Origin of the sequence: Pseudomonas sp. G2-4 (genome assembly GCF_030064125.1) — a bacterium.
GTDB lineage: Bacteria > Pseudomonadota > Gammaproteobacteria > Pseudomonadales > Pseudomonadaceae > Aquipseudomonas.
The window spans coordinates 6,587,061-6,607,685 of the sequence record NZ_CP125957.1 but is presented as its reverse complement, the minus strand read 5'-3'; the positions used below and the strand labels follow the sequence as shown (position 1 = coordinate 6,607,685).

Sequence of the window (20,625 nt, the reverse complement as noted above, 5' to 3'; positions counted from 1 at the left end):
ACGCGCTGGAAGTAATGCAACAGTGTAACGTATCGCCTGGCGAATGATCGGGCTCACCCGCCGATATTAAACAAAATGGAACAATTTGTTTTCAGCCCAGCTCAACACGGTTGCGTCCGGCATTTTTTGCGCGATATAGCGCCTGATCGGCTCTTTTGATCACAAGATCGCTGCGTTCACCCGGTTTGAATGCCGTCAGGCCGATGGACATCGTAACCGTCACCGGTTCGCCCTTGAAGTGGAACGGACAGACTTCGATGGCCGCGCGCAGGGCCTCCGCCAACTTGGCGCCATCCGCCAGAGGAGTGTCGGGTACCAACAGGACAAACTCTTCACCCCCGAAGCGGGCAATGAAATCGCCACCCCGCAGGCGTCTACGTAGCACCGAGGCGATGAGCTTCAACACCCGGTCACCGGCCAGATGGCCGTAGTTATCGTTGATGCGCTTGAAATGGTCGAGATCGAGCATGGCCAACAACAGACTGTTACCGTGCTGCTGCCACTGACTGACTTCATGTTCGAGGCGCTCGGACCAGGCGGCGCGGTTAGGTAGCCCCGTGAGCGGATCGATGAGCGCTTTTTGCCGCTGTTCTTCGAGATTATCCCGCACGACCTGGGCGTCCTGTTCCATCAATGCGACGCGCTCGGCCAGGCTTTTCAGGCGAGCCGAGACTTCCTGCTCGCGCAGGTCGCGTTGCTTCTGATGCTGGTCCATGGTGCCCAGCAAGCCTTCGAGGTGATTCTCCAGCACGCGCTTGAGGCCCTCCAGGTCATCTGCCCCCTGGACGCTGCTTTGCAGACCATCCACCTGTTCGCGAATCTGGGTGTCCATGTCCCTGGAGGCTGACAGATTATCGGCATGGTCTTCGCTGGCGGCCCGCAGGCTGTTCTGGAATGACTCAAGCCGATCGTTGAGCCGTTGCAGATAAGCTTCAAACTCATGCTGGCCGCTGTCGGTGATGGCCAGCATGAGTACCGCCAAATCATCGAGGATCGGCAGCAACTCGTACCAGTTCAAGCCATTCTTCAGCCGTTCCCGCATGGCCTCGGCTTGGGGACGGTGCCGCTCGGGCAGGGTCAGGTCACCCAACAGGCCCAGCAGGGTGTCTTCGATATGCCTGGCCACCGAGCTGTAGGAGGGCTCCGGTGAGTCGGGCAGGGCGTACTGGGCCTCATCCGAGTCGATGGACACCGGATCAACGGTAGCCGGAGGCTCGGCTGGCTCAACTGCCTCAACTGCCTCAACTGCCTCAACTGCCTCAACTGGTTCGACTGGCTCAACTCGCTCAACTGGCTCAGTCACTTCGGCAGCGGCGAGCGGTGCTTCGGACAGCGTCGTCGCCGGCGCCTGCGGCAGCAGCTCATCTGGATTCTCGAGCGCGGGTTCCGTTTTCGTACGCTCATCGGTGATCGTCGGCGGTTCATCTGCTTCGCCGGGTTCGATGACGGGTTGAGGCGCTTCGGATACAGGTGTCGGCGCGGGCGCTGGATCAGGCTCGTCCATCGGTACAATGACGGCGACCGGCTCGGGCGCCGCCTCCAGTGTTCGGGCTTGCTCCCGCGCAGGTGCCGGTGCCGGTGCCGGTGCCGGTGCCGGTGCAACAGATGCTGCCTCGATTGCCGGGGGGGTGGGCGTCGGCGATGTCGTTTCTGACACAGGCGCCGCGCGACTTTGAGTCGGCTCGTTCGGTTGCGGTGCTTCTTCGGGGCCATGGCTGCCGAACAATCGTTGCAGCAGTCCTGGACGATTCGGTCCGGCAGGTCCGTCCAGCGCGCTCAATGCCTTGCCCTGCAAACCGCTCAACTCACTGAGCAACAGCGGAATCTCCCGGGCCTGGCCAACACGGTCCTCCAGTTGCTTGGAAAATTTCTTCAGCGGCCGACTGACGTCCTTTGGCAGTGGCAGGCTTTGTAACTGATCAACCAAGGCCGTCAATGCGGCATTGATCTGTTCGATCCGGGTCTCGCGGCGCTGCTCGGAATCGAGTACGGCTTTCTCCAGGCGCGGCAACAAGGCGGCGAGGGCGGCATCCATGTCGTCGGTGCGCACCACATCGCGCATCTCTTTCATGCATTGATCAACCGCCCGGTCAGTGCCCTCGGCGGCCAGGGTGCTACGCACCAGGCCACGACGCAGCAAGTCGAGCCGAGCGTCCCAGCGGCGCTCAAGCTTTTCCTGCTGTTCGATACTCTTGAGGTACTTCTCTCTCCAGCGTTCGGCGTCGTCGCTCATTCATCGGATCCGCGAGGGGCAGGACTCAGCACGGGAAATGCATCGGCCGTGAGCGAACCCGGCAAACGAATTTCGACCGCGACAGGCAGGTGATCGGAAATGGGCTGCGCCAGCACCTCGACGCGTTCGAGGGTCAGGGTCGGGCTCAGCAGGATATGGTCCAGGCAGCGTTGGGGGCGCCAGCTGGGGAACGTCGCTTCCAGTTGCGGGGCGAGCAGGCCGAGATCGCGCAGGGGCGAAGTTTGCAGCAGGTCGGTGGCGTGGGTGTTCATGTCGCCCATTAACACCTGATGCTTGTATCCGCCGATCAGCTCGCGGATGTAGGCCAGTTGCATCGTCCGGGTACGCGCCCCGAGGGCCAGGTGCATCATGACCACCACCAACGCCTCCGGACCTTCGCCAAAACGCGCCAGGATCGCCCCGCGCCCCTTGGGGCCCGGCAGCGGATGGTCTTCAATCGCCCACGGCCGCAAGCGACTCAACACACCATTGCTGTGTTGGCCGAGACGGCCGAGGTTGCGGTTGAGTTGCTGGTACCAGTAGGGAAAAGCGCCCAGCTGGGCCAGGTGTTCCACCTGATTGACGTAGCCTGACCTCAAGCTCCCGCCGTCGGCCTCTTGCAGGGCCACCAGGTCGAAATCTTTCAGCAGGTCGCCGATTTTCTGCAGGTTACCGGCTCGCCCGGTGTGTGGCAGCAGATGCTGCCAACCTCGGGTCAGGTAATGCCGGTAGCGCTCGGTGCTGATACCCACTTGGATATTGAAACTGAGCAGCCGCAGACAGCCGTCGGCAGGCAGGCCCGTGGAAGTGACATGATGCTCGTTGACCCGCGGTTCATGCAGGCCAACGATGCGTTCGGTGCTCCAGCGGGCCATGGGCGGGGCCGCGCTTAGTTGGCAGCAGCCTTGGTGGCCGCTCGCTCTTTGGCGACCAGTTGGTCGGCCAGCTGCAGTGCTTGTTCGGCACCGCCGGCAGAGCCGATGTCAAAACGGTACTTGCCGTTGACGACCATGGTCGGTACGCCGGTGATCTCATATTTCTTCGCCAGCTCCCTGGCCTTCTTGATCTGACCCTGGATGGCAAAGGAGTCGAACGTAGCCAGGAATTTGTCCTTATCAACGCCTTGGGTGGCGAGGAAGTCAGCCATGTCTTCTTTCTTGACCAGTTTCTTGCCTTCTTTCTGGATCGCGTTGAAGACCGCGGCGTGAACCTTGTGCTCGACGCCCATGGCCTCGAGGGTCAGGAACATCTGGCCGTGGGCGTCCCATGGGCCGCCGAACATGGCGGGAATACGTACGAAGTTCACATCCGAAGGCAGCTTCTCGACCCACGGATTGATAACCGGCTCGAAAGCGTAGCAATGCGGGCAGCCATACCAGAACAGCTCTACCACTTCGATCTTGCCAGGCACGGCCACCGCAACGGGGTTGGCCAATTCGACATAAGGGGCTTTCGATTCGTCGGCGTTGGCTTGGACGGCCATGCCGAACAGGCTGGCGAGGACGAGCCCGGCGCTGATAATCAGATTACGCATGCTTTACTCCTGGACAATGAGGGGACCTCGCAAGGCCTTTTTTAAGACAGGCCGTGGCGGGTTCAAGTTCGCTAGTGTAACGGCAGCGGCCACAAAAAAGGGCGGCCAAAGCCACCCTTTTGATGCTCGCATCGAGAGATTAATCGAGCGTTAACGTTGCAAGGGATGTCCACCCCTCGCAATGCCAGTCAAAGCCTCAGTGCAGACCCTGGATGTAGCTGGCCACCGCCGCGATATCTTCGTCGCTCAGTTTTTTCGCAATGCTCTGCATGGGCTTGGTGTCGCCGTCGTTGCTCCGGCCGCCTTCTTCTTTTCTGAAGTCGGTCAATTGCTTGCCTACATATTGAGCATGTTGGCCGCCCAAATGCGGGAAGCCGGCGGCAGCGTTGCCCTTGCCGTCAGGCGCGTGGCAACCGGTGCAGGCTGGAAGCCCCTTGCTCAGGTCACCCCCACGGAACAGCGCTTCGCCACGTGCCACGAGTTTTGGATCGGCAGCGCCGACGCTGCCCTTCTGGCTGGCGAAATAAGCCGAAATGTCCGCCAGGTCCTGATCGTTCAGGTTGGTCAGCAAGCCGGTCATTTCCAGCACGACACGCTTGCCGTCCTTGATGTCCTTCAACTGCTTGGTCAGGTAACGCTCGCCTTGGCCCGCCAGTTTCGGAAAGTTTGGCGCCATGCTGTTGCCATCTGGGCCATGGCAGGCCCCACATACGGCCGCTTTCGCCTGACCGGCGGCGGCATCGCCAGCGGCGTGGGCTACGCCGGATATCCCCAAGGTCAACAGCAGACTCACGATCAATTTGTTCATCAGCTAATCCAACTACGGCTAAGGGTTAAAGAGTTATGGACCGGGCTTACTCGCTCATCCACTGGATGATGGCTCGGTAATCCTCGGCACTGCAGTCCATGCACAAACCACGCGGCGGCATCGCCTTGAAACCCTGGGTCACGTGTTGCACCAGCGTCTCCATACCTTTCGCCAACCTCGGCGTCCAAGCTTCCTGATCACCCTTGCGAGGCGCCGTGGGGAGTTGGCCGGAATGACAGGCACCACAAACACGGTTGTACACAGCTTCCGGATCCTGTGTAGCCTGAGCGCTGTAAAGCGGCATCAAGACACCGGCAGCTAGCAGCCATTTCGTCATAAAACGACCTTTTCAGGGTTGAGAGCGAGCTGCGTTCTAGTGCGCAATTTCGGTCGGTCGCTCCCGTGAGCTTCATCCTACGCTGGGACAAAGCGCACACAAAATCTGCGGCATTATATACTGGCGTCACTGAAACGGAAACGACACAGCTTGCCGCGTCCATTCCCGACGCCGCTCACATCGGAAATCCCATGCAACTGAAGAACCCCATCCTTGGCCTGTGCCAACAGTCCACCTTCATGCTAAGCGCCGCCAAAGTCGATCAATGCCCCGACGATGAAGGCTTCGAAGTGGCGTTTGCCGGGCGCTCCAATGCCGGCAAATCCAGCGCGCTCAACACTTTGACCCATGCAAGCCTGGCACGCACCTCGAAAACCCCGGGTCGCACGCAGCTCTTGAACTTCTTCAAGCTAGACGATGAACGGCGTTTGGTCGACCTGCCCGGCTACGGCTACGCGAAAGTACCGATCCCGCTCAAGCAACATTGGCAGCGCCACCTGGAAGCCTACCTGGGCAGCCGCGAGAGTTTGAAAGGCCTGATTCTGATGATGGACATCCGCCATCCGATGACCGACTTCGACCTGCTGATGCTCGACTGGGCTGTCGCCAGCGGCATGCCCATGCACATTCTGCTGACCAAGGCGGACAAGCTCACCTACGGCGCGGCAAAAAATAGCTTGCTCAAAGTGCAGTCGGAAATTCGCAAAGGCTGGGGCGACGCAATCACCATCCAGTTGTTCTCGGCCCCCAAGCGCATGGGCCTGGAAGAGGCCTACACTGTATTGGCCGACTGGATGGAATTGGCAGACAAAGGCAGCGAGGCGGCGGAATAAGCCAAATCGCAGGCAAAAAAAACCCCGGACTTCTTATGGGGAGGGGGAAGTTCGGGGTCCAAGTTCCGGACCGCTAGGGCGGGGTCCAGATATCTGCCAACACTTAACACAACATAGGAGCATTGAAGGGCTTCACCAGCCATTCAAAATCTCTGAGTGCGATTTGACGGGTTTAGTTCAGATTATTTTTGGAAATAGCCTTAGGAATTTTCTGAACTAAGGCCATCGTCCCTGGGTTTTCAGTGAGCCAATGTGGCGAGGGAGCTTGCTCCCGCTGGGTGGCGCAGCCGCCCCAAACATTTTGTGAGCGCTTCGCACTCAAGCGGGAGCAAGCTCCCTCGCCACGGGACCTGCTCCGGCTTCGGAGCACTACGACTCAGTGCGCCTCATCCCAGTTGTTCCCCACGCCCACCTCGACCAACAGCGGTACATCCAGCGTGGCGGCGGCACTCATGTGCTGGCGAATTTCCTCGCGCACCAGATCGACCAGATCTTCGCGCACTTCCAGCACCAGTTCGTCGTGTACCTGCAGGATGACCTTGGCATCCAGCCCTGAGGCGGTCAGCCAGCGATCCACAGCCACCATGGCCTTCTTGATGATGTCGGCGGCAGTGCCTTGCATCGGCGCGTTGATCGCCGTGCGCTCGGCGCCTTTGCGCAAAGCCGGGTTTTTCGCATTGATATCGGGCAGGTACAACCGGCGACCGAAAATGGTTTCGACGAAACCTTGCTCGGCGGCCTGGGCGCGAGTGCGCTCCATGTACGCCAGCACGCCTGGGTAGCGGGCGAAGTAACGGTCGATGTAAGCCTGGGACTGCTTGCGATCGACACCGATCTGCTTGGCCAGGCCAAACGCGCTCATGCCGTAGATCAAGCCGAAGTTGATCGCCTTGGCGCTGCGGCGCTGATCATGGGTGACGGCCTCCAGTTCGACGCCAAACACCTCGGCGGCCGTGGCCCGGTGCACGTCCAGGTCGTTGCGAAACGCGTGGAGCAGACCTTCATCCTTGGCCAAGTGCGCCATGATCCGCAGCTCGATCTGCGAATAGTCCGCCGCCAGCAACTTGTAGCCTTTCGGCGCGACGAACGCCTGGCGGATCCGCCGGCCTTCGGCGGTGCGGATCGGAATATTCTGCAGGTTCGGGTCGATGGAGGACAGGCGTCCGGTCGCGGCGACGGCCTGCTGGTAATTGGTATGGACACGGCCGGTGCGGCTGTTGATCTGCTCCGGCAGGCGATCGGTGTAGGTGCTCTTGAGCTTGCTCAGCGAGCGGTACTGCATCAGCACCTTGGGCAACGGGTAATCCTGCTCGGCCAGCTCGGCGAGCACCGCTTCGGCGGTGGACGCCTGGCCCTTGGCGGTCTTGCTGAGTACCGGCAATCCGAGTTTTTCGTACAGGATCACGCCCAATTGCTTCGGCGAGCCCAGGTTGAATTCCTCGCCGGCAATGGCAAACGCCTCACGCTCCAGCGCCACCAGTTTCTCGCCCAATTCAACGCTTTGTACGCCCAGCAGGTTGGCATCGACCAGCGCGCCCTGGCGCTCGATGCGCGCCAAGACTGGCATCAACGGCATTTCAATGTCGTTGAGCACGGTGCCCAGGCTTGGCGTGACGGCCAGTTTTTCCTGCAACGCCTGATGCAAGCGCAAGGTCACGTCCGCGTCTTCGGCGGCGTAAGGGCCAGCCAGTTCAAGGGAGATCTGGTCAAAAGTCAGCTGTTTGACGCCTTTGCCAGCGATATCCTGGAAATCGGTCTTGCTTTGGCCCAGGTACTTGAGGGCCAGGCTGTCCATGTCGTGGCGGGTCGCCGTGGAGTCCAGCACATAGGACTCCAGCATGGTGTCGAAAGCGATGCCTTGAACCAGGATGCCGTTGTCTTGATCACTGCCGATGGCGCAGTTGGCCAGGATGTTGGTTTCAAACTTGGCGTGCTGGCCAACCTTGAGCTTGTTCGGGTTTTCCAGCAGCGGCTTGAGGGCCTTGAGCACTGTGTCGCGGTCCAGTTGCTCCGGCACGCCCATGTAGGAATGGGTCAGTGGGATGTAGGCGGCTTCAAACGGGGCGACGGCGAACGACAGTCCCACCAGTTGCGAATGCTGGGCATCGCCGCCGTTGGTTTCGGTGACGAAGGCAAACAGCGGCGCCTTGTCCAGCTTGGCCAGCCACGCCTCGAAGCGCGCCTGATCGAGGATGACCTCATACTGGGCCTCGGCAGCACCGGGCTGTTCTTCGGTGACTTCGACGATCTCCTGGCCGGCACGCTTGGCGTCGCGCTGGTTGTCTTCGAACCAGCTCTTGAACTCCAGCAGGGTGTACAGCTCGGCGAGTTTTTCGTGATCCGGCTCGCCCATCTGCAGGTCATCGAGACCGACATCCAGAGGCACATCGGTCTTGATCGTTGCCAGCTCATAGGAAAGCAACGCCATTTCCTTGTGCTCTTCGAGCTTGGCGGCCAGGGTCTTGGCGCCACGGATCGGCAAGGTCGCGACGATGTCCAGCTGTGCATACAGCTCGGTCAGGCCACCATTGACGCCCACCAGCAGGCCGGATGCGGTCTTCGGCCCGATGCCCGGAACGCCCGGGATGTTGTCGGACGAATCGCCCATCAGCGCCAGGTAATCGATGATCTGCTCTGGAGCGACGCCAAACTTCTCCTTCACGCCAGCCACGTCCAGGGCGCTACCGGTCATGGTATTGACCAAGGTAATGTGCCCGTCGACCAGCTGCGCCATGTCTTTGTCACCGGTGGAGATCACCACCGGACGGTCGGCTGCCGCGCTGCTGCGAGCCAGGGTGCCGATCACGTCATCAGCCTCGACGTTGTCCACGCACAGCAGCGGGAAGCCCAGGGCCTTGACGCTGGCATGCAGCGGCTCGATCTGCACGCGCATGTCGTCGGGCATGCTCGGGCGGTTGGCCTTGTATTCGGCGTACAGCGCATCGCGAAACGTCCCACCCTTGGCGTCGAATACGACGGCGAACGGGCTGTCTGGATACTGCTTGCGCAGGCTCTTGAGCATGTTCAGCACGCCCTTGACCGCACCGGTCGGCAGGCCTTTGGAAGTGGTCAGCGGTGGCAGCGCGTGAAAGGCGCGGTACAGATAAGAAGAACCGTCCACCAGGACGAGGGGGGCTTGGCTCATGAGCAGGATCAACCTTTTCGGCGGGTCCGGGGCTAGAATAGCGGGACCGTTGACGACAAAGGGACAAGGTTATCATGCGCACACTCAATCGCCTGTTACTGGCTGGCTTGTTTGCACTCACCCCGTTGGCCGTCATGGCGGCGGATGACGCACCCTCGGCGGACCCGGATGTCACCATCCGCACCGAAGGTGATAAAACCATTCAGGAGTACCGGCAAAACGGCTTTTTGTACGCGATCAAGGTCACGCCCAAGAACGGTAAGCCTTATTTCCTGGTCCGGGCCGACGGTACCGATGCAAACTTCATCCGTTCGGATCAGCCGGATATGCTGATTCCGTCCTGGAAAATCTTTGAGTGGTAATACCGCTCTGCACTTCAACCGGCGCTCGCTGAAGGGCGCCCGTACTGGCAGTTTTAACCATGTCTGTGTTCACGCCCCTGGCTCGGCCCGAGCTGGAAACCTTTCTCGCCCCTTATGGGCTCGGCCGTCTGCTTGATTTCCAGGGGATCGCCGCTGGCAGCGAAAACACCAATTTCTTCATCAGCCTGGAGCAAGGCGAATTCGTCCTGACCCTGGTGGAACGTGGCCCGGTGCAGGAAATGCCGTTCTTCATCGAACTGCTGGACGTGCTGCATGACGCCGACCTCCCGGTGCCTTACGCCTTGCGCACAACCGACGGCGTGGCGCTGCGGGAACTGGCGGGCAAGCCGGCGTTGTTGCAACCGCGCCTGGCGGGCAAGCACATCAAGCAGGCCAACGCGCAGCATTGCGCCCAGGTCGGCGAGTTGCTGGCGCACCTGCACCTGGCGACCAGAGACAACATGATCAAGCGCAAGACCGATCGTGGCCTGGACTGGATGCAGGAGGAGGGCGCGAAGCTGCTGTCGCACCTCGATGCCGAGCCGCGCCAGTTGCTGCAGGCTGCGCTGGATGAAATTTCGTTGCGCAAGGTGGGCATCCTGGCGCTGCCCCGGGCCAACATCCACGCGGACCTGTTCCGCGACAACGCGATGTTCGAAGGCACGCACCTGACCGGGCTGATCGACTTCTACAATGCCTGCTCCGGGCCGATGCTGTATGACGTCGCCATCGCCTTGAACGACTGGTGTTCGGATGACGACGGTGTGCTCGATGGCGCACGGGCGCGGGCGCTGCTGGGGGCCTATGCGGCGCTGCGGCCGTTCACCGCCGCCGAGGCCGAATTATGGCCGGCCCTGTTGCGCGTGGCGTGCGTGCGGTTCTGGTTGTCGCGGTTGATCGCCGCCGAATCGTTTGCCGGGCAGGATGTGTTGATTCACGATCCGATGGAGTTTCAGCAGCGATTGGCGCAGCGGCAGACGGTCAGCGCGTTGTTGCCTTTCGCCCTGTAACCAGGCGCGAAGCAGGATGCTCTTGTGGCGAGGGAGCTTGCTCCCGCTGGGTTGCGCAGCAGCCCCAAGATTTTTCGGTCGCTGCGCAACCGAGCGGGAGCAAGCTCCCTCGCCACATAGGATCGATGTTCGACAGCAGAGGGCGGGGCCGGAGCTATAGCGACTCCAGGCACCCCGCCAGATCATTGCCCAACTTCTCCAACAACTGCTCATACCCCTGCGCCGTCGCCGGGGTATAGCCGCCCAGTGCATCCAGCTCCGCCAACTTCACCGGCAACCCGGCCACCAGGGTTTCGGCCAGGCGCGGGCGCAGGGGCGGTTCGCTGAAGACACAGGTCTTGCCCACAGTCTGCAAGCGCGTGCGCATTGCCGCCACGTGCTGGGCGCCGGGCTGGACCTCGGCGGCCACGGCGAACACCCCGGCGTGCTTGAGGCCGTAGTTGTCCTCGAAATAGTCGAACGCTTCGTGGAACACGAAATACGGCTTGCCCACGACCCCGGCCAGACGCGCCTTCAGACGCATATCGAGGGCGTCGAGACGTTCGTTGAAGCCCTTGAGATTGCTCTGGTAACGCGCGGCATTGGCCGGATCGGCCGTACTCAGGTCAGCCGCCATTTTTGCGGCGATCACCCGTGCATTGGTCGGCGACAGCCACAGGTGGGCGTCAATGCTGCCAGGGCGGTGGTCGTGATCATGCTCGTCGCCGTCATGGTCATCTTCGGCGTGAGACTGACTGTCCTGGGCGAAATGACGCAATTTGAGGCCTGGCAGATCCTGTACGGCAACGGAAGGGAGCGTACGACCGTTCAGCACCCGCGGCAGGAAGCTTTCCATGTCGGGGCCGATCCAATAGAGCAGATCCACCGACTGCACCTTCCGTACGTCGGATGGCCGCAACGCATAGTGATGGGGCGACGCGCCGGGTGGCAGCAGCACCTCTGGAACGGCTACGCCGTCCTGCACTGCAGCGGCGATCAGCTGCAACGGCTTGATGCTGGTAAGGACTTTGACTTCGGCCTGGGCCGGGCCAATCAACAGAAAACTTGCGACAAAAACGACAAAGATCGAAAAAATCCGGGACACGATGACCACTCGAAGTGCTGAGAACGGGTAACATAATAACGTCTCTCACTGAACTCGTCGCTGCCCATGCCTATCACACCCCTTGCCAGTCGCCCCCACGATCACTCCCACTGCGTGCACACCGCGCTGTCCGAGGCCGATGCCATCTGCGCGCGCCTGGGCTTGCGCCTGACCGCCCTGCGTCGACGCGTGCTCGAGCTGGTCTGGCAAAGCCACAAGCCGCTGGGCGCCTACGACATCCTGGCCGTGCTCAGTGAGCAGGACGGCCGCCGCGCCGCGCCGCCAACGGTGTATCGGGCACTGGATTTTTTATTGGAAAACGGCCTGGTGCACCGCATCTCGTCGCTGAACGCTTTCGTCGGCTGCAACCATCCGGAGCACGCGCACCAGGGCCAGTTCCTGATCTGCCGTGTCTGCCACGCAGCCATTGAGCTGGAGCAGAAATCCATCAGCGATGCCATTGTCGCCAGCGCCAAGGACGTGGGCTTCGTGGTCGAGAGCCAGACCGTCGAAGTGGTCGGCCTGTGCTCCGGCTGCCAGGGGGCCTGATGAGCAACGCCTTGATCCGCCTCGAGCAGGTGGCCGTGACGTTCGCCGGGCAAAGCGTGCTGGATAACATCCAGCTGAGCGTCGAGCCGGGGCAGATCGTCACCCTGATCGGCCCCAATGGCGCCGGCAAGACCACCCTGGTGCGCGCCGTGCTGGGTTTGCTCAAGCCGGACAGCGGCAGTGTCTGGCGCAAGCCGAAGCTGCGAGTTGGCTACATGCCGCAAAAACTCCACGTAGACCCGACGCTGCCACTGTCAGTGTTGCGCTTCTTGCGTCTGGTGCCCGGCGTGGATCGCGAGCGGGCCTTGGCGGCGCTCAACGAAGTCGGCGCCGAACAGGTGATCGACAGCCCGGTGCAAAGTGTTTCCGGTGGCGAAATGCAGCGCGTGCTGCTGGCCCGCGCCCTGCTGCGCGAGCCTGAATTGCTGGTGCTCGACGAGCCGGTGCAAGGCGTCGATGTCGCGGGCCAAGCCGAGTTGTACAGCCTGATCACCCGCCTGCGCGACCGTCACGGCTGCGGCGTGCTGATGGTGTCCCACGATCTGCACTTGGTGATGAGCACCACCGACCAGGTAGTCTGCCTCAATCGCCACGTTTGTTGCTCCGGGCACCCCGAGCAGGTCAGCGGCGATCCGGCTTTCGTCGAACTGTTCGGAAAGAACGCACAAAGCCTGGCGATTTATCACCACCATCATGACCACGCCCATGACCTGCATGGTTCAGTGGTCAGCGACGCCTCTGTTTCTACCCATGTTCATGGAGATGGCTGCAAGCATGGCTGATTTTCTGTTGTATGCCCTGCTCGCAGGCCTGGCCCTCGCGCTGGTGGCCGGCCCCTTGGGTTCGTTCGTGGTCTGGCGACGCATGGCCTATTTTGGCGACACCCTGTCCCACGCGGCGCTGCTGGGCGTAGCGCTTGGGTTTCTGCTGGACGTCAGCCCTGCGGTGGCGGTGACCGTCGGCTGCCTGTTGCTGGCGGTGCTGCTGGTGACCTTGCAACAGCGCCAGCCGCTGGCGTCCGACACGCTGCTGGGCATTTTGGCCCCTAGTACCCTGTCCCTCGGGCTGGTGGTACTAAGCTTCATGCATGACGTGCGAATTGATCTGATGGCCTACCTGTTCGGTGATCTGTTGGCCATCAGCCCCATGGACCTGTCGTGGATCCTGGGCGGTAGCGCGGCGGTGCTGCTGTTGCTGGTGGCGCTCTGGCGGCCGTTGCTGGCCGTCACCGTGCACGAGGAATTGGCGCGGGTCGAAGGCCTGCCCGTGGTGGGGCTGCGTTTGGCGCTGATGCTGTTGATTGCCGTGGTGATCGCCGTGGCGATGAAAATCGTCGGTGTGCTGCTGATTACTTCGTTGCTGATCATCCCCGCGGCCGCGGCCCAGCGACACGCCCGCTCCCCGGAGCAAATGGCCCTGGGCGCGAGCCTGCTGGGCATGCTCGCAGTGTGTGGCGGGCTGGCGTTGTCGTGGTTCAAGGACACCCCGGCGGGGCCGTCGATCGTGGTCAGCGCCGCTGCGCTGTTTCTGCTGAGTTTTGTCCTGCCCCGCCGAGGGGTGTAGACTTGCTCGCTTTTTGCGCAAATAGAGAGTCGCAGGAATGAAGCCGTTCGCCTCCCGTTATCTGCTCCTTGTCGCATTTTCCCTGCTACTGGGCGCTTGTCAGAGTTCACCGCCGGTCACCGAGGCTCCCGATACGCGGGGCCCGGCCATCGCGCAGCTCGAACAAAGCCTGGCCAGCAATGAGCTGGCCACGGCCGAAGGCCAGCTGGCCGCCTTGCAGGCCCAGACGCCCGAAGATCCGGCGCTGGAGCCCTACCAACGGCAATTGGCCGAGGCATACTTGCGCCGCAGCCAGATCGATCTGCAAAAAGGCGATGTCAACGCCGCCACCACCGCACTGAGCCGTGCGCGCGCCTTGATGCCCAAGGCGCCGGCGCTGTCCGGCGAGGTCAACAGCGCCATTGCCGAAGCCCGCAAGGCCGAACTGGAAAAAGCCGAAGCTGCCCTCAAGGCCGCCGAAGCCAAACCGGTTGCCAAAGTGATTGATCCGAGTGCCGAGAGCACTACTGTTGCGCTTAATATCGGTGATATCCAGAAAATGCGTCGCCAACTGGACGCCATCGCCGCCGATGTAGTGAACTACCAGTGTGACGTCAGCATCCAGGCACCGCGCACCGATGACTATCCGTGGCTGGCGACCTTGCTGACCAAGCGGGTTAAGAAGCTTGATCCAGGGTTTGAACTGAATCTGCGCAAGCAGACCCTGCGCAATGTGCCCGCGCAGATGGTGCTGACACCGCGCAAGCCTTAACAGCATCGCGAGCAAGCTCGCTCCCACATTGGATCTAGGGTGATCACAGTTTAGTGATCGACACCTAACCCTGTGGGAGCGAGCTTGCTCGCGATAGCGCCCTACCAGACAACAAGCCTCTTTCAGACACCCATCAAGCCGGAATCCCCTTCGCCTTGGGCTCCCGCGCCCACACCCGATGCTGGGCAATCGCATCGAAGAACGTCTGGAACTTGCCAGCATCCGCGTCAGGAATCAGCCCCGCATCCGCCTCCAGTTTCAACAACACCAGCAACTGCCGCGCTTCGCCATTCAGAGCAATGGCCTTGAGGTGCTTATAGGCTTCCAGCAGGTAATGCAGGGCTACACCATCGCCACTCAAGGCCTTGACCGACTCCGCGCCACCCGGTACGAACACGGCGTCAAAGGCGATGGACGGCAACCCTTCCATGGACGCATCCACCGGTAGCGTTTTCCCATCGGCGGTGGTCACTGGCGCAGAAGTCGGCCCCAGCACCTTCGCGTGGGCGCCCTGCGCCTTCAAAGCCTTCTTGAGCGAATCGATGATCGCCCCATCGACGCCGTTAGCCACCAGCACCGCCACTTTTCGCGTCTTGATGTCCCCAGACAGCAGGTTCGCCTGACTCAAGGCGGGGGATTGCTCCAGCGAGGGTGTCGGTACATCGACGGTGCCCGCAGTAGGGGCGGGCAGCCCCAGGTTTTTCGCCACCCGCGCAGCCAGTTCCAGGTCGATGTTGGCGAGGATCTCGTTGACCTGCCGCGCCCGAATGAACTCCCGCTCTACCTTGCCCAGTTCGAAGCTGTAGGCCGCGATGATGTGCTCCTGCTCGTGGGCGCTCATGCTCTTGTAGAACAGCCGGGCCTGGGAGAAATGATCGCCGAACGACTCACTGCGCTGACGGATCTTGTGGGCATCGATACGCTCTGGATAGCTTTCGAAGCCACCGTCCTCAGGGCCTGGCGGGGTTTCCTTCGGCCAACCGCCATCGATGGAGTTCGGCTCGTAGGACGTGCGGCCCTTGTCGATAGTGGTGCGGTGCATGGCATCACGCTGACCGTTGTGCACCGGGGTGATCGCCCGGTTGATCGGCAGCTCATGAAAGTTCGGCCCGCCGAGTCGGCTGATTTGCGTATCGGTGTAGGAAAACAGCCGGCCCTGCAGCAAGGGGTCGTTGGAAAAGTCGATGCCCGGCACGATGTGCCCAGGGCAAAACGCAACTTGCTCAACCTCGGCGAAGAAATTGTCCGGGTTACGGTTGAGCACCATCTTGCCCAACGGCGTGATAGGCACGAGTTCTTCGGGGATGATCTTGGTCGGGTCGAGCAGATCGAAGTCGAATTTATGCTCGTCTTCCTCGGCGACGATCTGTACGCCGAATTCCCATTCCGGGTAGTCGCCCATCTCGATCGACTCCCAGAGATCGCGACGGTGGTAGTCGGTATCTTTGCCCGCCAGCTTCTGGGCTTCGTCCCACACCAACGAGCAAGTACCGACTGTTGGCCGCCAGTGGAATTTGACGAAGCTGCTTTTGCCTTCGGCGTTGATCATGCGGAAGGTGTGCACACCGAAGCCCTGCATGCTCCGCAGGCTTTTCGGAATGGCCCGGTCGGACATCGCCCAGATCACCATGTGCGCCGATTCAGGCACCAGCGAGACGAAATCCCAGAACGTATCGTGGGCTGAACCGCCCGTAGGGATTTCATTGTGGGGTTCGGGTTTCACCGCGTGGACAAAGTCGGGGAACTTGATCGCATCCTGGATGAAAAACACCGGCATGTTGTTGCCCACCAGATCGAAGTTGCCTTCATCGGTGAAGAACTTGACCGCAAAGCCACGAACGTCACGCACGGTGTCGCCGGAACCCCGTGGACCTTGCACGGTGGAGAAACGCACGAACACCGGGGTTTTCTTGCTTGGGTCTTGTAGGAATCCGGCCTTGGTCAGTGCCGAATGTGCTTCATAGCTCTGGAAGTAACCATGGGCACCGGTACCGCGGGCGTGAACGATGCGCTCCGGGATGCGTTCATGGTCAAAATGCGTGATTTTTTCACGCATGATGAAGTCTTCCAGCAGCGACGGGCCACGGGCACCGACCCGGAGGGTGTTCTGGTTATCGGCGATTTTCACACCCTGATTGGTGCGCAACGCCTGTTCGGTGGCGTCAGAGCGAAATGGCTCCAGGCTCTCGAGCTTGGCGTTGGTGTTGCCGCGATCCAGGGTGTCGGTCCCGGCCAGCTGGCTCTTGTTGACCGTGGGCTTTTTGGTACTCATCAGGCATAACTCCTCTTTGCGATCCCGGAGGCCAGGACTCTTGAGTTCGATACCGCAGGTTCCGTACCCGGGCATTTTCGAGTGGCTTAATGAGTGACCGATGCCGTTTGGCCGTGTTCCTTTTTTATGGCCTTTGATCGCGTTATTGCCAAATGACAGGTCTGATCGCAAATAAATGCTAAGAACCTCTATACGGACAGGCTAAAATGCGCGGCCGGCTAACCGCTGACCCTTTTCCAACGCGCCCCACAAGGTTCGCTACGTGATCGAGTTTCAAAACGTCCATAAAACCTACCGGGTTGCCGGTAGGGATATCCCCGCCCTGCACCCGACCAGTCTGACGATTGAGAACGGTCAGGTCTTCGGCCTGATCGGCCATTCCGGTGCGGGGAAAAGTACCCTGCTGCGCCTGATCAATCGCCTGGAAGATTCCAGTGGCGGCAAGATCATCGTCGACGGCGAAGAAGTCACCGCCCTGGACGCCAGCGGCCTGCGGCGTTTCCGTCAGCAGGTCGGGATGATTTTCCAGCACTTCAACCTGCTGGCGTCCAAGACCGTGGCCGACAACGTGGCGCTGCCGCTGACGCTGGCGGGCGAATTGTCCCGCAGCGAAATTGACCAGCGCGTCGCCGAGTTGCTCGCCCGCGTGGGCTTGTCCGACCACGCCAAGAAATACCCGGCGCAACTGTCCGGCGGCCAGAAGCAACGCGTCGGCATCGCCCGCGCCCTGGCGACCAAGCCCAAGATTTTGCTGTGCGACGAAGCCACCAGCGCCCTCGACCCGCAAACCACCGCATCAGTGCTGCAACTGCTGGCGGAGATCAACCGCGAACTGAAGCTGACCATCGTGTTGATCACCCATGAAATGGACGTGATCCGCCGGGTCTGCGATCAAGTGGCGGTGATGGACGCCGGCGTGATTGTCGAGCAAGGCTCGGTGGCCGAGGTGTTCCTGCACCCCAAGCACCCGACCACCAAGCGTTTCGTCCAGGAAGACGAACAGATCGACGAAAGCGAACAGCGCGACGACTTTGCTCACGTACCGGGGCGCATCGTGCGTCTGACATTCCAGGGCGAAGCAACCTACGCGCCGCTGCTCGGAACCGTCGCCCGGGAAACCGGTGTGGACTACAGCATCCTGGCCGGTCGCATCGACCGCATCAAAGACACCCCCTACGGGCAACTGACCCTCGCCATCACCGGCGGTGACATGGAGGCGGCATTTGCCCGCTTCACCGCGGCTGATGTCCACATGGAGGTGCTGCGCTGATGGAACTGTTGAGCTCGTTCTTCTCCAACATCGACTGGCTGGAAATCTGGCTGGCCACCGGCGACACCTTCCTGATGCTCTTCGGTTCGCTGTTGTTTACCGTGCTGCTCGGCCTGCCCCTGGGCGTGTTGCTGTTCCTCTGCAGCCCGCGCCAACTGCTCGAGGCTCGCGGCCTCTATGCGCTGCTGTCGCTGATCGTGAACATCCTGCGCTCGCTGCCGTTCATCATCCTGTTGATCGTGATGATCCCGTTCACGGTATTGATTACCGGCACCTCGTTGGGCGTGGCTGGTGCGATCCCGCCGCTGGTGGTCGGCGCGACGCCGTTCTTTGCGCGGTTGGTGGAAACCGCCCTGCGCGAAGTCGATCGCGGCATCATCGAAGCGACTCAGGCCATGGGCGCGACGACTCGACAGATCATCGTCAACGCCTTGCTGCCGGAAGCCCGTCCAGGCATTTTTGCAGCGATTACGGTGACAGCGATTACGCTGGTGTCCTACACGGCAATGGCCGGTGTGGTCGGCGCCGGCGGTTTGGGCGACCTGGCGATCCGCTTCGGTTACCAGCGCTTTCAGACCGACGTCATGGTGGTCACGGTGGTGTTGCTGCTGGTGCTGGTCCAAGTTCTGCAAACCGTGGGCGACAAACTGGTTGTACATTTTTCTAGAAAATAAGGCCTCGCGGCCAATAAACCATGAGCCGGCCATTCGCTGGCAGGCGCCGAGAGCGGGCGCCTAAAAAGGAGTTAGCTGAATGAAAAAATTACTGGTTGCCTTCGCTGCCGCCGCAGCGTTTTCCGCCCACGCCGCCGACACCCTGACCGTCGCCGCAACGCCGGTCCCGCACGCGGAAATCCTCGAATTCGTCAAGCCAGCGCTGGCCAAGGAAGGCGTGGACCTCAAGGTCAAGGTCTTCACCGACTACATCCAGCCGAACGTACAAGTCGCCGAAAAGCGCCTGGACGCCAACTTCTTCCAGCACCAGCCGTACCTGGATGAATTCAACAAGGCCAAGGGCACCCATCTGGTGAGCGTGGCCGGTGTGCACCTGGAACCCCTGGGCGCGTATTCCAGCAAGTACAAGGCACTGACAGAACTGCCGGGCGGCGCTAACGTAGTGATCCCTAACGACGCTACCAACGGCGGCCGTGCGCTGTTGCTGCTGGCGAAGGCTGGGGTGATCAAGTTGAAGGATTCGAACAACATCCTGTCGACCACCAAGGACATCACCGAGAACCCCAAGGATCTGAAGTTCCGTGAACTGGAAGCGGCGACTATTCCTCGGGTGCTGACCCAGGTGGATTTGGCGTTGATCAATACCAACTACGCGTTGGAGGCGAAGCTTGATCCATCCAAGGATGCGCTGGTGATTGAAGGTAGCGACTCGCCGTATGTGAATATTCTGGTGGCTCGCGAGGATGACAAGGACAGTGAGGCGATGAAGAAGCTGGTTGCGGCGTTGCATACGCCGGAAGTGAAGGCTTTTATTCTTGAGAAGTACAAAGGCGCGGTTTTGCCGGCGTTTTGATCTGATCGGATGGTGAAAAAACGGGGCTGCGTGAGAATGCAGGCCCGTTTTTTTTTGCTCGTAAGGATCTGCTTCATTGTTCTACAACCCCCATGATAAATTCCCCGCCGCGACCTCTAATGAATAGAGGGCATTCAGGGAGAGAAATGGTGATCAAGTCTTTGTTGGTTGGGACATTGCTGGCAATGGCATCAGCATCGGCATCTGCGATGAGTTGCGATAACCCTAGAAACGCCTATGACAGAACCTATTGCGCGTCGCTGAAAATGGTTCAGTCGGATCAGGACATCAATGATCAATACAAGAAGACGATGAGTGCCCTGAACCCGGATCAAAAGAAAAAAGTGAAAGCCGCTCAAATCCAGTGGATCAAAAATCGTGACAGCGCCTGTTCCAACGATGGCCTGCTCTACCTGGACTGTGCCAATGAGAAGACCGAGGCGCGTATCGTCATACTCAAAGCTGTCGAGCGCGAGTGCCGTGCTGCCGGTTGCGACGACGCCAAGCTGTCGCAAGTCGAGTAACCCAAGCCGTGCCCCACGAAAAACCCGACGTATAGCGTCGGGTTTTTCTTTAGTGCTACGCAGGGCCACCCTCGACCATGGCACGCCATACCTGGACGCTAGGGCGTTCTTGCATCCTGGCGTGCCAGGCTCGCAGCGCTGCACACTCATCAGGAACGGGGAGCTGCACCAGCGAAGCGAAGATCATGCCGCCCAGTACCGCAATGTCGGCCATCGAGAACGTCTCACCCGCAACAAAGGGTCGGTCCTTGAGCAGGTTGTCGAAATAGCGCATGCCCCTGATCGCCTTATCACGCATCCGGCCGCCCCATTCAGCATTCTGGTATAGCTCGACATCTGGGCCGAGGCCCGGCGTGGCATGGTGGAAATACACGCTGACGGCATCGAGAAACTCGATCTCGGCACGCTTGGTCATCATATGGATGATGCCTTTTTCCACAGGCGTTTCGCCCGTCAGCGTCGGATGACCGTCCAGGCTATCCAGATATTGGGTAATCGCCGTGCACTCCGCGATCCGCGTCCCATCGTTCAGTTCCAGCACAGGCAGCGTCCCGGAGTAATTGATGGCCAGGAACTCGGGTTTCTTATGCTCGCCGGTCCAGAGATTCACCGACACGAATTCAATCTTCGGTAACAAGCCTTTTTCCGCCAGCGCTATGCGCACTCGGGCGGGGTAAGGGCCGTTGAACCAATCGTAGATTTTCATCGTGGGATGAGTAGGAACATCAACGCGCTGCTGTGAAGAAGTCATGATTCGATCACCTGCCTGTCAATTGGTAGGTAAAGACTGGGCCGGAGAATTTACGCTGTCAAGCCCCTACCT

20 protein-coding genes are annotated in these 20,625 nt (G+C 60.6%); 11 read left to right on the top strand and 9 right to left on the bottom strand.

Annotation, left to right across the window (positions count from 1 at the left end; all coding sequences use genetic code 11):
* Positions 1-91: 91 nt before the first annotated feature.
* The 5 genes from QNH97_RS29125 to QNH97_RS29105 form a co-directional block, all read right to left on the bottom strand.
* The gene (locus QNH97_RS29125; protein ID WP_283554995.1) at positions 92-2,233 is read right to left on the bottom strand and encodes a diguanylate cyclase; all 2,142 of its coding nucleotides are present in this window, start codon (positions 2,231-2,233) and stop codon (positions 92-94) included.
* Complete coding sequence (locus QNH97_RS29120; protein WP_283554994.1) at positions 2,230-3,108, bottom strand: endonuclease/exonuclease/phosphatase family protein; 879 nt, start codon at positions 3,106-3,108, stop codon at positions 2,230-2,232. Before QNH97_RS29120 ends, QNH97_RS29125 begins: the two co-directional genes overlap by 4 nt.
* A 14-nt stretch (positions 3,109-3,122) precedes the next feature.
* Positions 3,123-3,767: a thiol:disulfide interchange protein DsbA/DsbL gene (locus QNH97_RS29115; protein WP_283554993.1), complete on the bottom strand. Its 645-nt coding sequence runs from the start codon at positions 3,765-3,767 to the stop codon at positions 3,123-3,125.
* A 196-nt stretch (positions 3,768-3,963) separates the two neighbouring features.
* Positions 3,964-4,575, bottom strand: a complete 612-nt coding sequence (locus tag QNH97_RS29110) for a c-type cytochrome (protein WP_283554992.1) — start codon at positions 4,573-4,575, stop codon at positions 3,964-3,966.
* A 46-nt stretch (positions 4,576-4,621) separates the two neighbouring features.
* Complete coding sequence (locus tag QNH97_RS29105; RefSeq protein ID WP_003177141.1) at positions 4,622-4,912, bottom strand: c-type cytochrome; 291 nt, start codon at positions 4,910-4,912, stop codon at positions 4,622-4,624.
* Between the two features lie 191 nt (positions 4,913-5,103).
* Here QNH97_RS29105 and yihA point away from each other — a divergent pair, with 191 nt between their 5' ends.
* Positions 5,104-5,745, top strand: coding sequence for a ribosome biogenesis GTP-binding protein YihA/YsxC (gene yihA, locus QNH97_RS29100; protein ID WP_283554991.1), 642 nt, complete (start codon positions 5,104-5,106; stop codon positions 5,743-5,745).
* Between the two features lie 376 nt (positions 5,746-6,121).
* On the opposite strand, the gene polA is transcribed toward yihA, so the two are convergent.
* Positions 6,122-8,890, bottom strand: a complete 2,769-nt coding sequence (gene polA, locus QNH97_RS29095) for a DNA polymerase I (protein ID WP_283554990.1) — start codon at positions 8,888-8,890, stop codon at positions 6,122-6,124.
* Positions 8,891-8,964: 74 nt separating this feature from the next.
* Here polA and QNH97_RS29090 point away from each other — a divergent pair, with 74 nt between their 5' ends.
* On the top strand, positions 8,965-9,252 hold the full coding sequence (locus QNH97_RS29090) for a DUF2782 domain-containing protein (RefSeq protein WP_283554989.1): 288 nt from the start codon (positions 8,965-8,967) through the stop codon (positions 9,250-9,252).
* Positions 9,253-9,311: 59 nt separating this feature from the next.
* Positions 9,312-10,262, top strand: a complete 951-nt coding sequence (locus tag QNH97_RS29085; protein WP_283554988.1) for a homoserine kinase — start codon at positions 9,312-9,314, stop codon at positions 10,260-10,262.
* A gap of 154 nt (positions 10,263-10,416) precedes the next feature.
* Here QNH97_RS29085 and znuA read toward each other — a convergent pair whose 3' ends face one another.
* On the bottom strand, positions 10,417-11,346 hold the full coding sequence (znuA, locus tag QNH97_RS29080; protein WP_283554987.1) for a zinc ABC transporter substrate-binding protein ZnuA: 930 nt from the start codon (positions 11,344-11,346) through the stop codon (positions 10,417-10,419).
* Positions 11,347-11,412: 66 nt separating this feature from the next.
* On the opposite strand from znuA, the gene zur reads away from it, so the two are divergent.
* Genes zur through QNH97_RS29060 form a run of 4 tightly spaced genes read left to right on the top strand, consistent with a single transcriptional unit; the run spans position 11,413 to position 14,209 of the window.
* Positions 11,413-11,895, top strand: coding sequence for a zinc uptake transcriptional repressor Zur (gene zur / locus QNH97_RS29075; protein WP_283554986.1), 483 nt, complete (start codon positions 11,413-11,415; stop codon positions 11,893-11,895).
* Positions 11,895-12,677: a zinc ABC transporter ATP-binding protein ZnuC gene (gene znuC / locus QNH97_RS29070; RefSeq protein ID WP_283554985.1), complete on the top strand. Its 783-nt coding sequence runs from the start codon at positions 11,895-11,897 to the stop codon at positions 12,675-12,677. Before zur ends, znuC begins: the two co-directional genes overlap by 1 nt.
* Positions 12,670-13,458 (top strand): zinc ABC transporter permease subunit ZnuB, encoded by a 789-nt coding sequence (znuB, locus tag QNH97_RS29065; protein ID WP_025211082.1) that lies wholly within the window; start codon positions 12,670-12,672, stop codon positions 13,456-13,458. The genes znuC and znuB overlap by 8 nt, the downstream gene beginning before the upstream one ends.
* A gap of 37 nt (positions 13,459-13,495) precedes the next feature.
* A complete protein-coding gene (locus QNH97_RS29060) occupies positions 13,496-14,209 on the top strand; it encodes a PA5502 family lipoprotein (protein ID WP_283554984.1) in 714 nt (237 codons plus the stop codon).
* Positions 14,210-14,342: 133 nt separating this feature from the next.
* Here QNH97_RS29060 and katE read toward each other — a convergent pair whose 3' ends face one another.
* Complete coding sequence (katE, locus tag QNH97_RS29055; RefSeq protein ID WP_283554983.1) at positions 14,343-16,481, bottom strand: catalase HPII; 2,139 nt, start codon at positions 16,479-16,481, stop codon at positions 14,343-14,345.
* 262 nt (positions 16,482-16,743) lie between these two features.
* Between katE and QNH97_RS29050 the strand changes: the two genes are divergently transcribed.
* From QNH97_RS29050 to QNH97_RS29035, 4 genes are all read left to right on the top strand, one after another.
* Positions 16,744-17,751, top strand: a complete 1,008-nt coding sequence (locus QNH97_RS29050) for a methionine ABC transporter ATP-binding protein (RefSeq protein WP_283554982.1) — start codon at positions 16,744-16,746, stop codon at positions 17,749-17,751.
* A complete protein-coding gene (locus QNH97_RS29045) occupies positions 17,751-18,425 on the top strand; it encodes a methionine ABC transporter permease (protein WP_265032336.1) in 675 nt (224 codons plus the stop codon). Before QNH97_RS29050 ends, QNH97_RS29045 begins: the two co-directional genes overlap by 1 nt.
* A gap of 79 nt (positions 18,426-18,504) precedes the next feature.
* Entirely contained in the window at positions 18,505-19,278 is a 774-nt protein-coding gene (locus QNH97_RS29040; RefSeq protein ID WP_230146884.1) for a MetQ/NlpA family ABC transporter substrate-binding protein, read from the top strand.
* Positions 19,279-19,424: 146 nt separating this feature from the next.
* Positions 19,425-19,802: a lysozyme inhibitor LprI family protein gene (locus QNH97_RS29035; RefSeq protein WP_283554981.1), complete on the top strand. Its 378-nt coding sequence runs from the start codon at positions 19,425-19,427 to the stop codon at positions 19,800-19,802.
* Between the two features lie 55 nt (positions 19,803-19,857).
* Here the strand turns inward: QNH97_RS29035 and QNH97_RS29030 are convergent, their stop codons facing one another.
* The gene (locus QNH97_RS29030; RefSeq protein ID WP_283554980.1) at positions 19,858-20,553 is read right to left on the bottom strand and encodes a glutathione S-transferase; all 696 of its coding nucleotides are present in this window, start codon (positions 20,551-20,553) and stop codon (positions 19,858-19,860) included.
* Between the last annotated feature and the right edge of the window lie 72 nt (positions 20,554-20,625).

Excerpts from the sequence above, each read along its gene's own strand:
- QNH97_RS29045 (WP_265032336.1), top strand. The coding sequence starts at position 17,751 with ATGGAACTGTTGAGCTCGTTCTTCTCCAACATCGACTGGCTGGAAATC.
- QNH97_RS29105 (WP_003177141.1), bottom strand. The coding sequence starts at position 4,912 with ATGACGAAATGGCTGCTAGCTGCCGGTGTCTTGATGCCGCTTTACAGC.
- QNH97_RS29110 (WP_283554992.1), bottom strand. The coding sequence starts at position 4,575 with ATGAACAAATTGATCGTGAGTCTGCTGTTGACCTTGGGGATATCCGGC.
- QNH97_RS29090 (WP_283554989.1), top strand. The coding sequence starts at position 8,965 with ATGCGCACACTCAATCGCCTGTTACTGGCTGGCTTGTTTGCACTCACC.
- polA (WP_283554990.1), bottom strand. The coding sequence starts at position 8,890 with ATGAGCCAAGCCCCCCTCGTCCTGGTGGACGGTTCTTCTTATCTGTAC.
- QNH97_RS29035 (WP_283554981.1), top strand. The coding sequence starts at position 19,425 with ATGGTGATCAAGTCTTTGTTGGTTGGGACATTGCTGGCAATGGCATCA.
- QNH97_RS29120 (WP_283554994.1), bottom strand. The coding sequence starts at position 3,108 with ATGGCCCGCTGGAGCACCGAACGCATCGTTGGCCTGCATGAACCGCGG.
- QNH97_RS29085 (WP_283554988.1), top strand. The coding sequence starts at position 9,312 with ATGTCTGTGTTCACGCCCCTGGCTCGGCCCGAGCTGGAAACCTTTCTC.
- QNH97_RS29040 (WP_230146884.1), top strand. The coding sequence starts at position 18,505 with ATGAAAAAATTACTGGTTGCCTTCGCTGCCGCCGCAGCGTTTTCCGCC.
- QNH97_RS29125 (WP_283554995.1), bottom strand. The coding sequence starts at position 2,233 with ATGAGCGACGACGCCGAACGCTGGAGAGAGAAGTACCTCAAGAGTATC.
- katE (WP_283554983.1), bottom strand. The coding sequence starts at position 16,481 with ATGAGTACCAAAAAGCCCACGGTCAACAAGAGCCAGCTGGCCGGGACC.
- QNH97_RS29115 (WP_283554993.1), bottom strand. The coding sequence starts at position 3,767 with ATGCGTAATCTGATTATCAGCGCCGGGCTCGTCCTCGCCAGCCTGTTC.
- znuC (WP_283554985.1), top strand. The coding sequence starts at position 11,895 with ATGAGCAACGCCTTGATCCGCCTCGAGCAGGTGGCCGTGACGTTCGCC.
- znuB (WP_025211082.1), top strand. The coding sequence starts at position 12,670 with ATGGCTGATTTTCTGTTGTATGCCCTGCTCGCAGGCCTGGCCCTCGCG.
- zur (WP_283554986.1), top strand. The coding sequence starts at position 11,413 with ATGCCTATCACACCCCTTGCCAGTCGCCCCCACGATCACTCCCACTGC.
- QNH97_RS29030 (WP_283554980.1), bottom strand. The coding sequence starts at position 20,553 with ATGACTTCTTCACAGCAGCGCGTTGATGTTCCTACTCATCCCACGATG.
- yihA (WP_283554991.1), top strand. The coding sequence starts at position 5,104 with ATGCAACTGAAGAACCCCATCCTTGGCCTGTGCCAACAGTCCACCTTC.
- QNH97_RS29060 (WP_283554984.1), top strand. The coding sequence starts at position 13,496 with ATGAAGCCGTTCGCCTCCCGTTATCTGCTCCTTGTCGCATTTTCCCTG.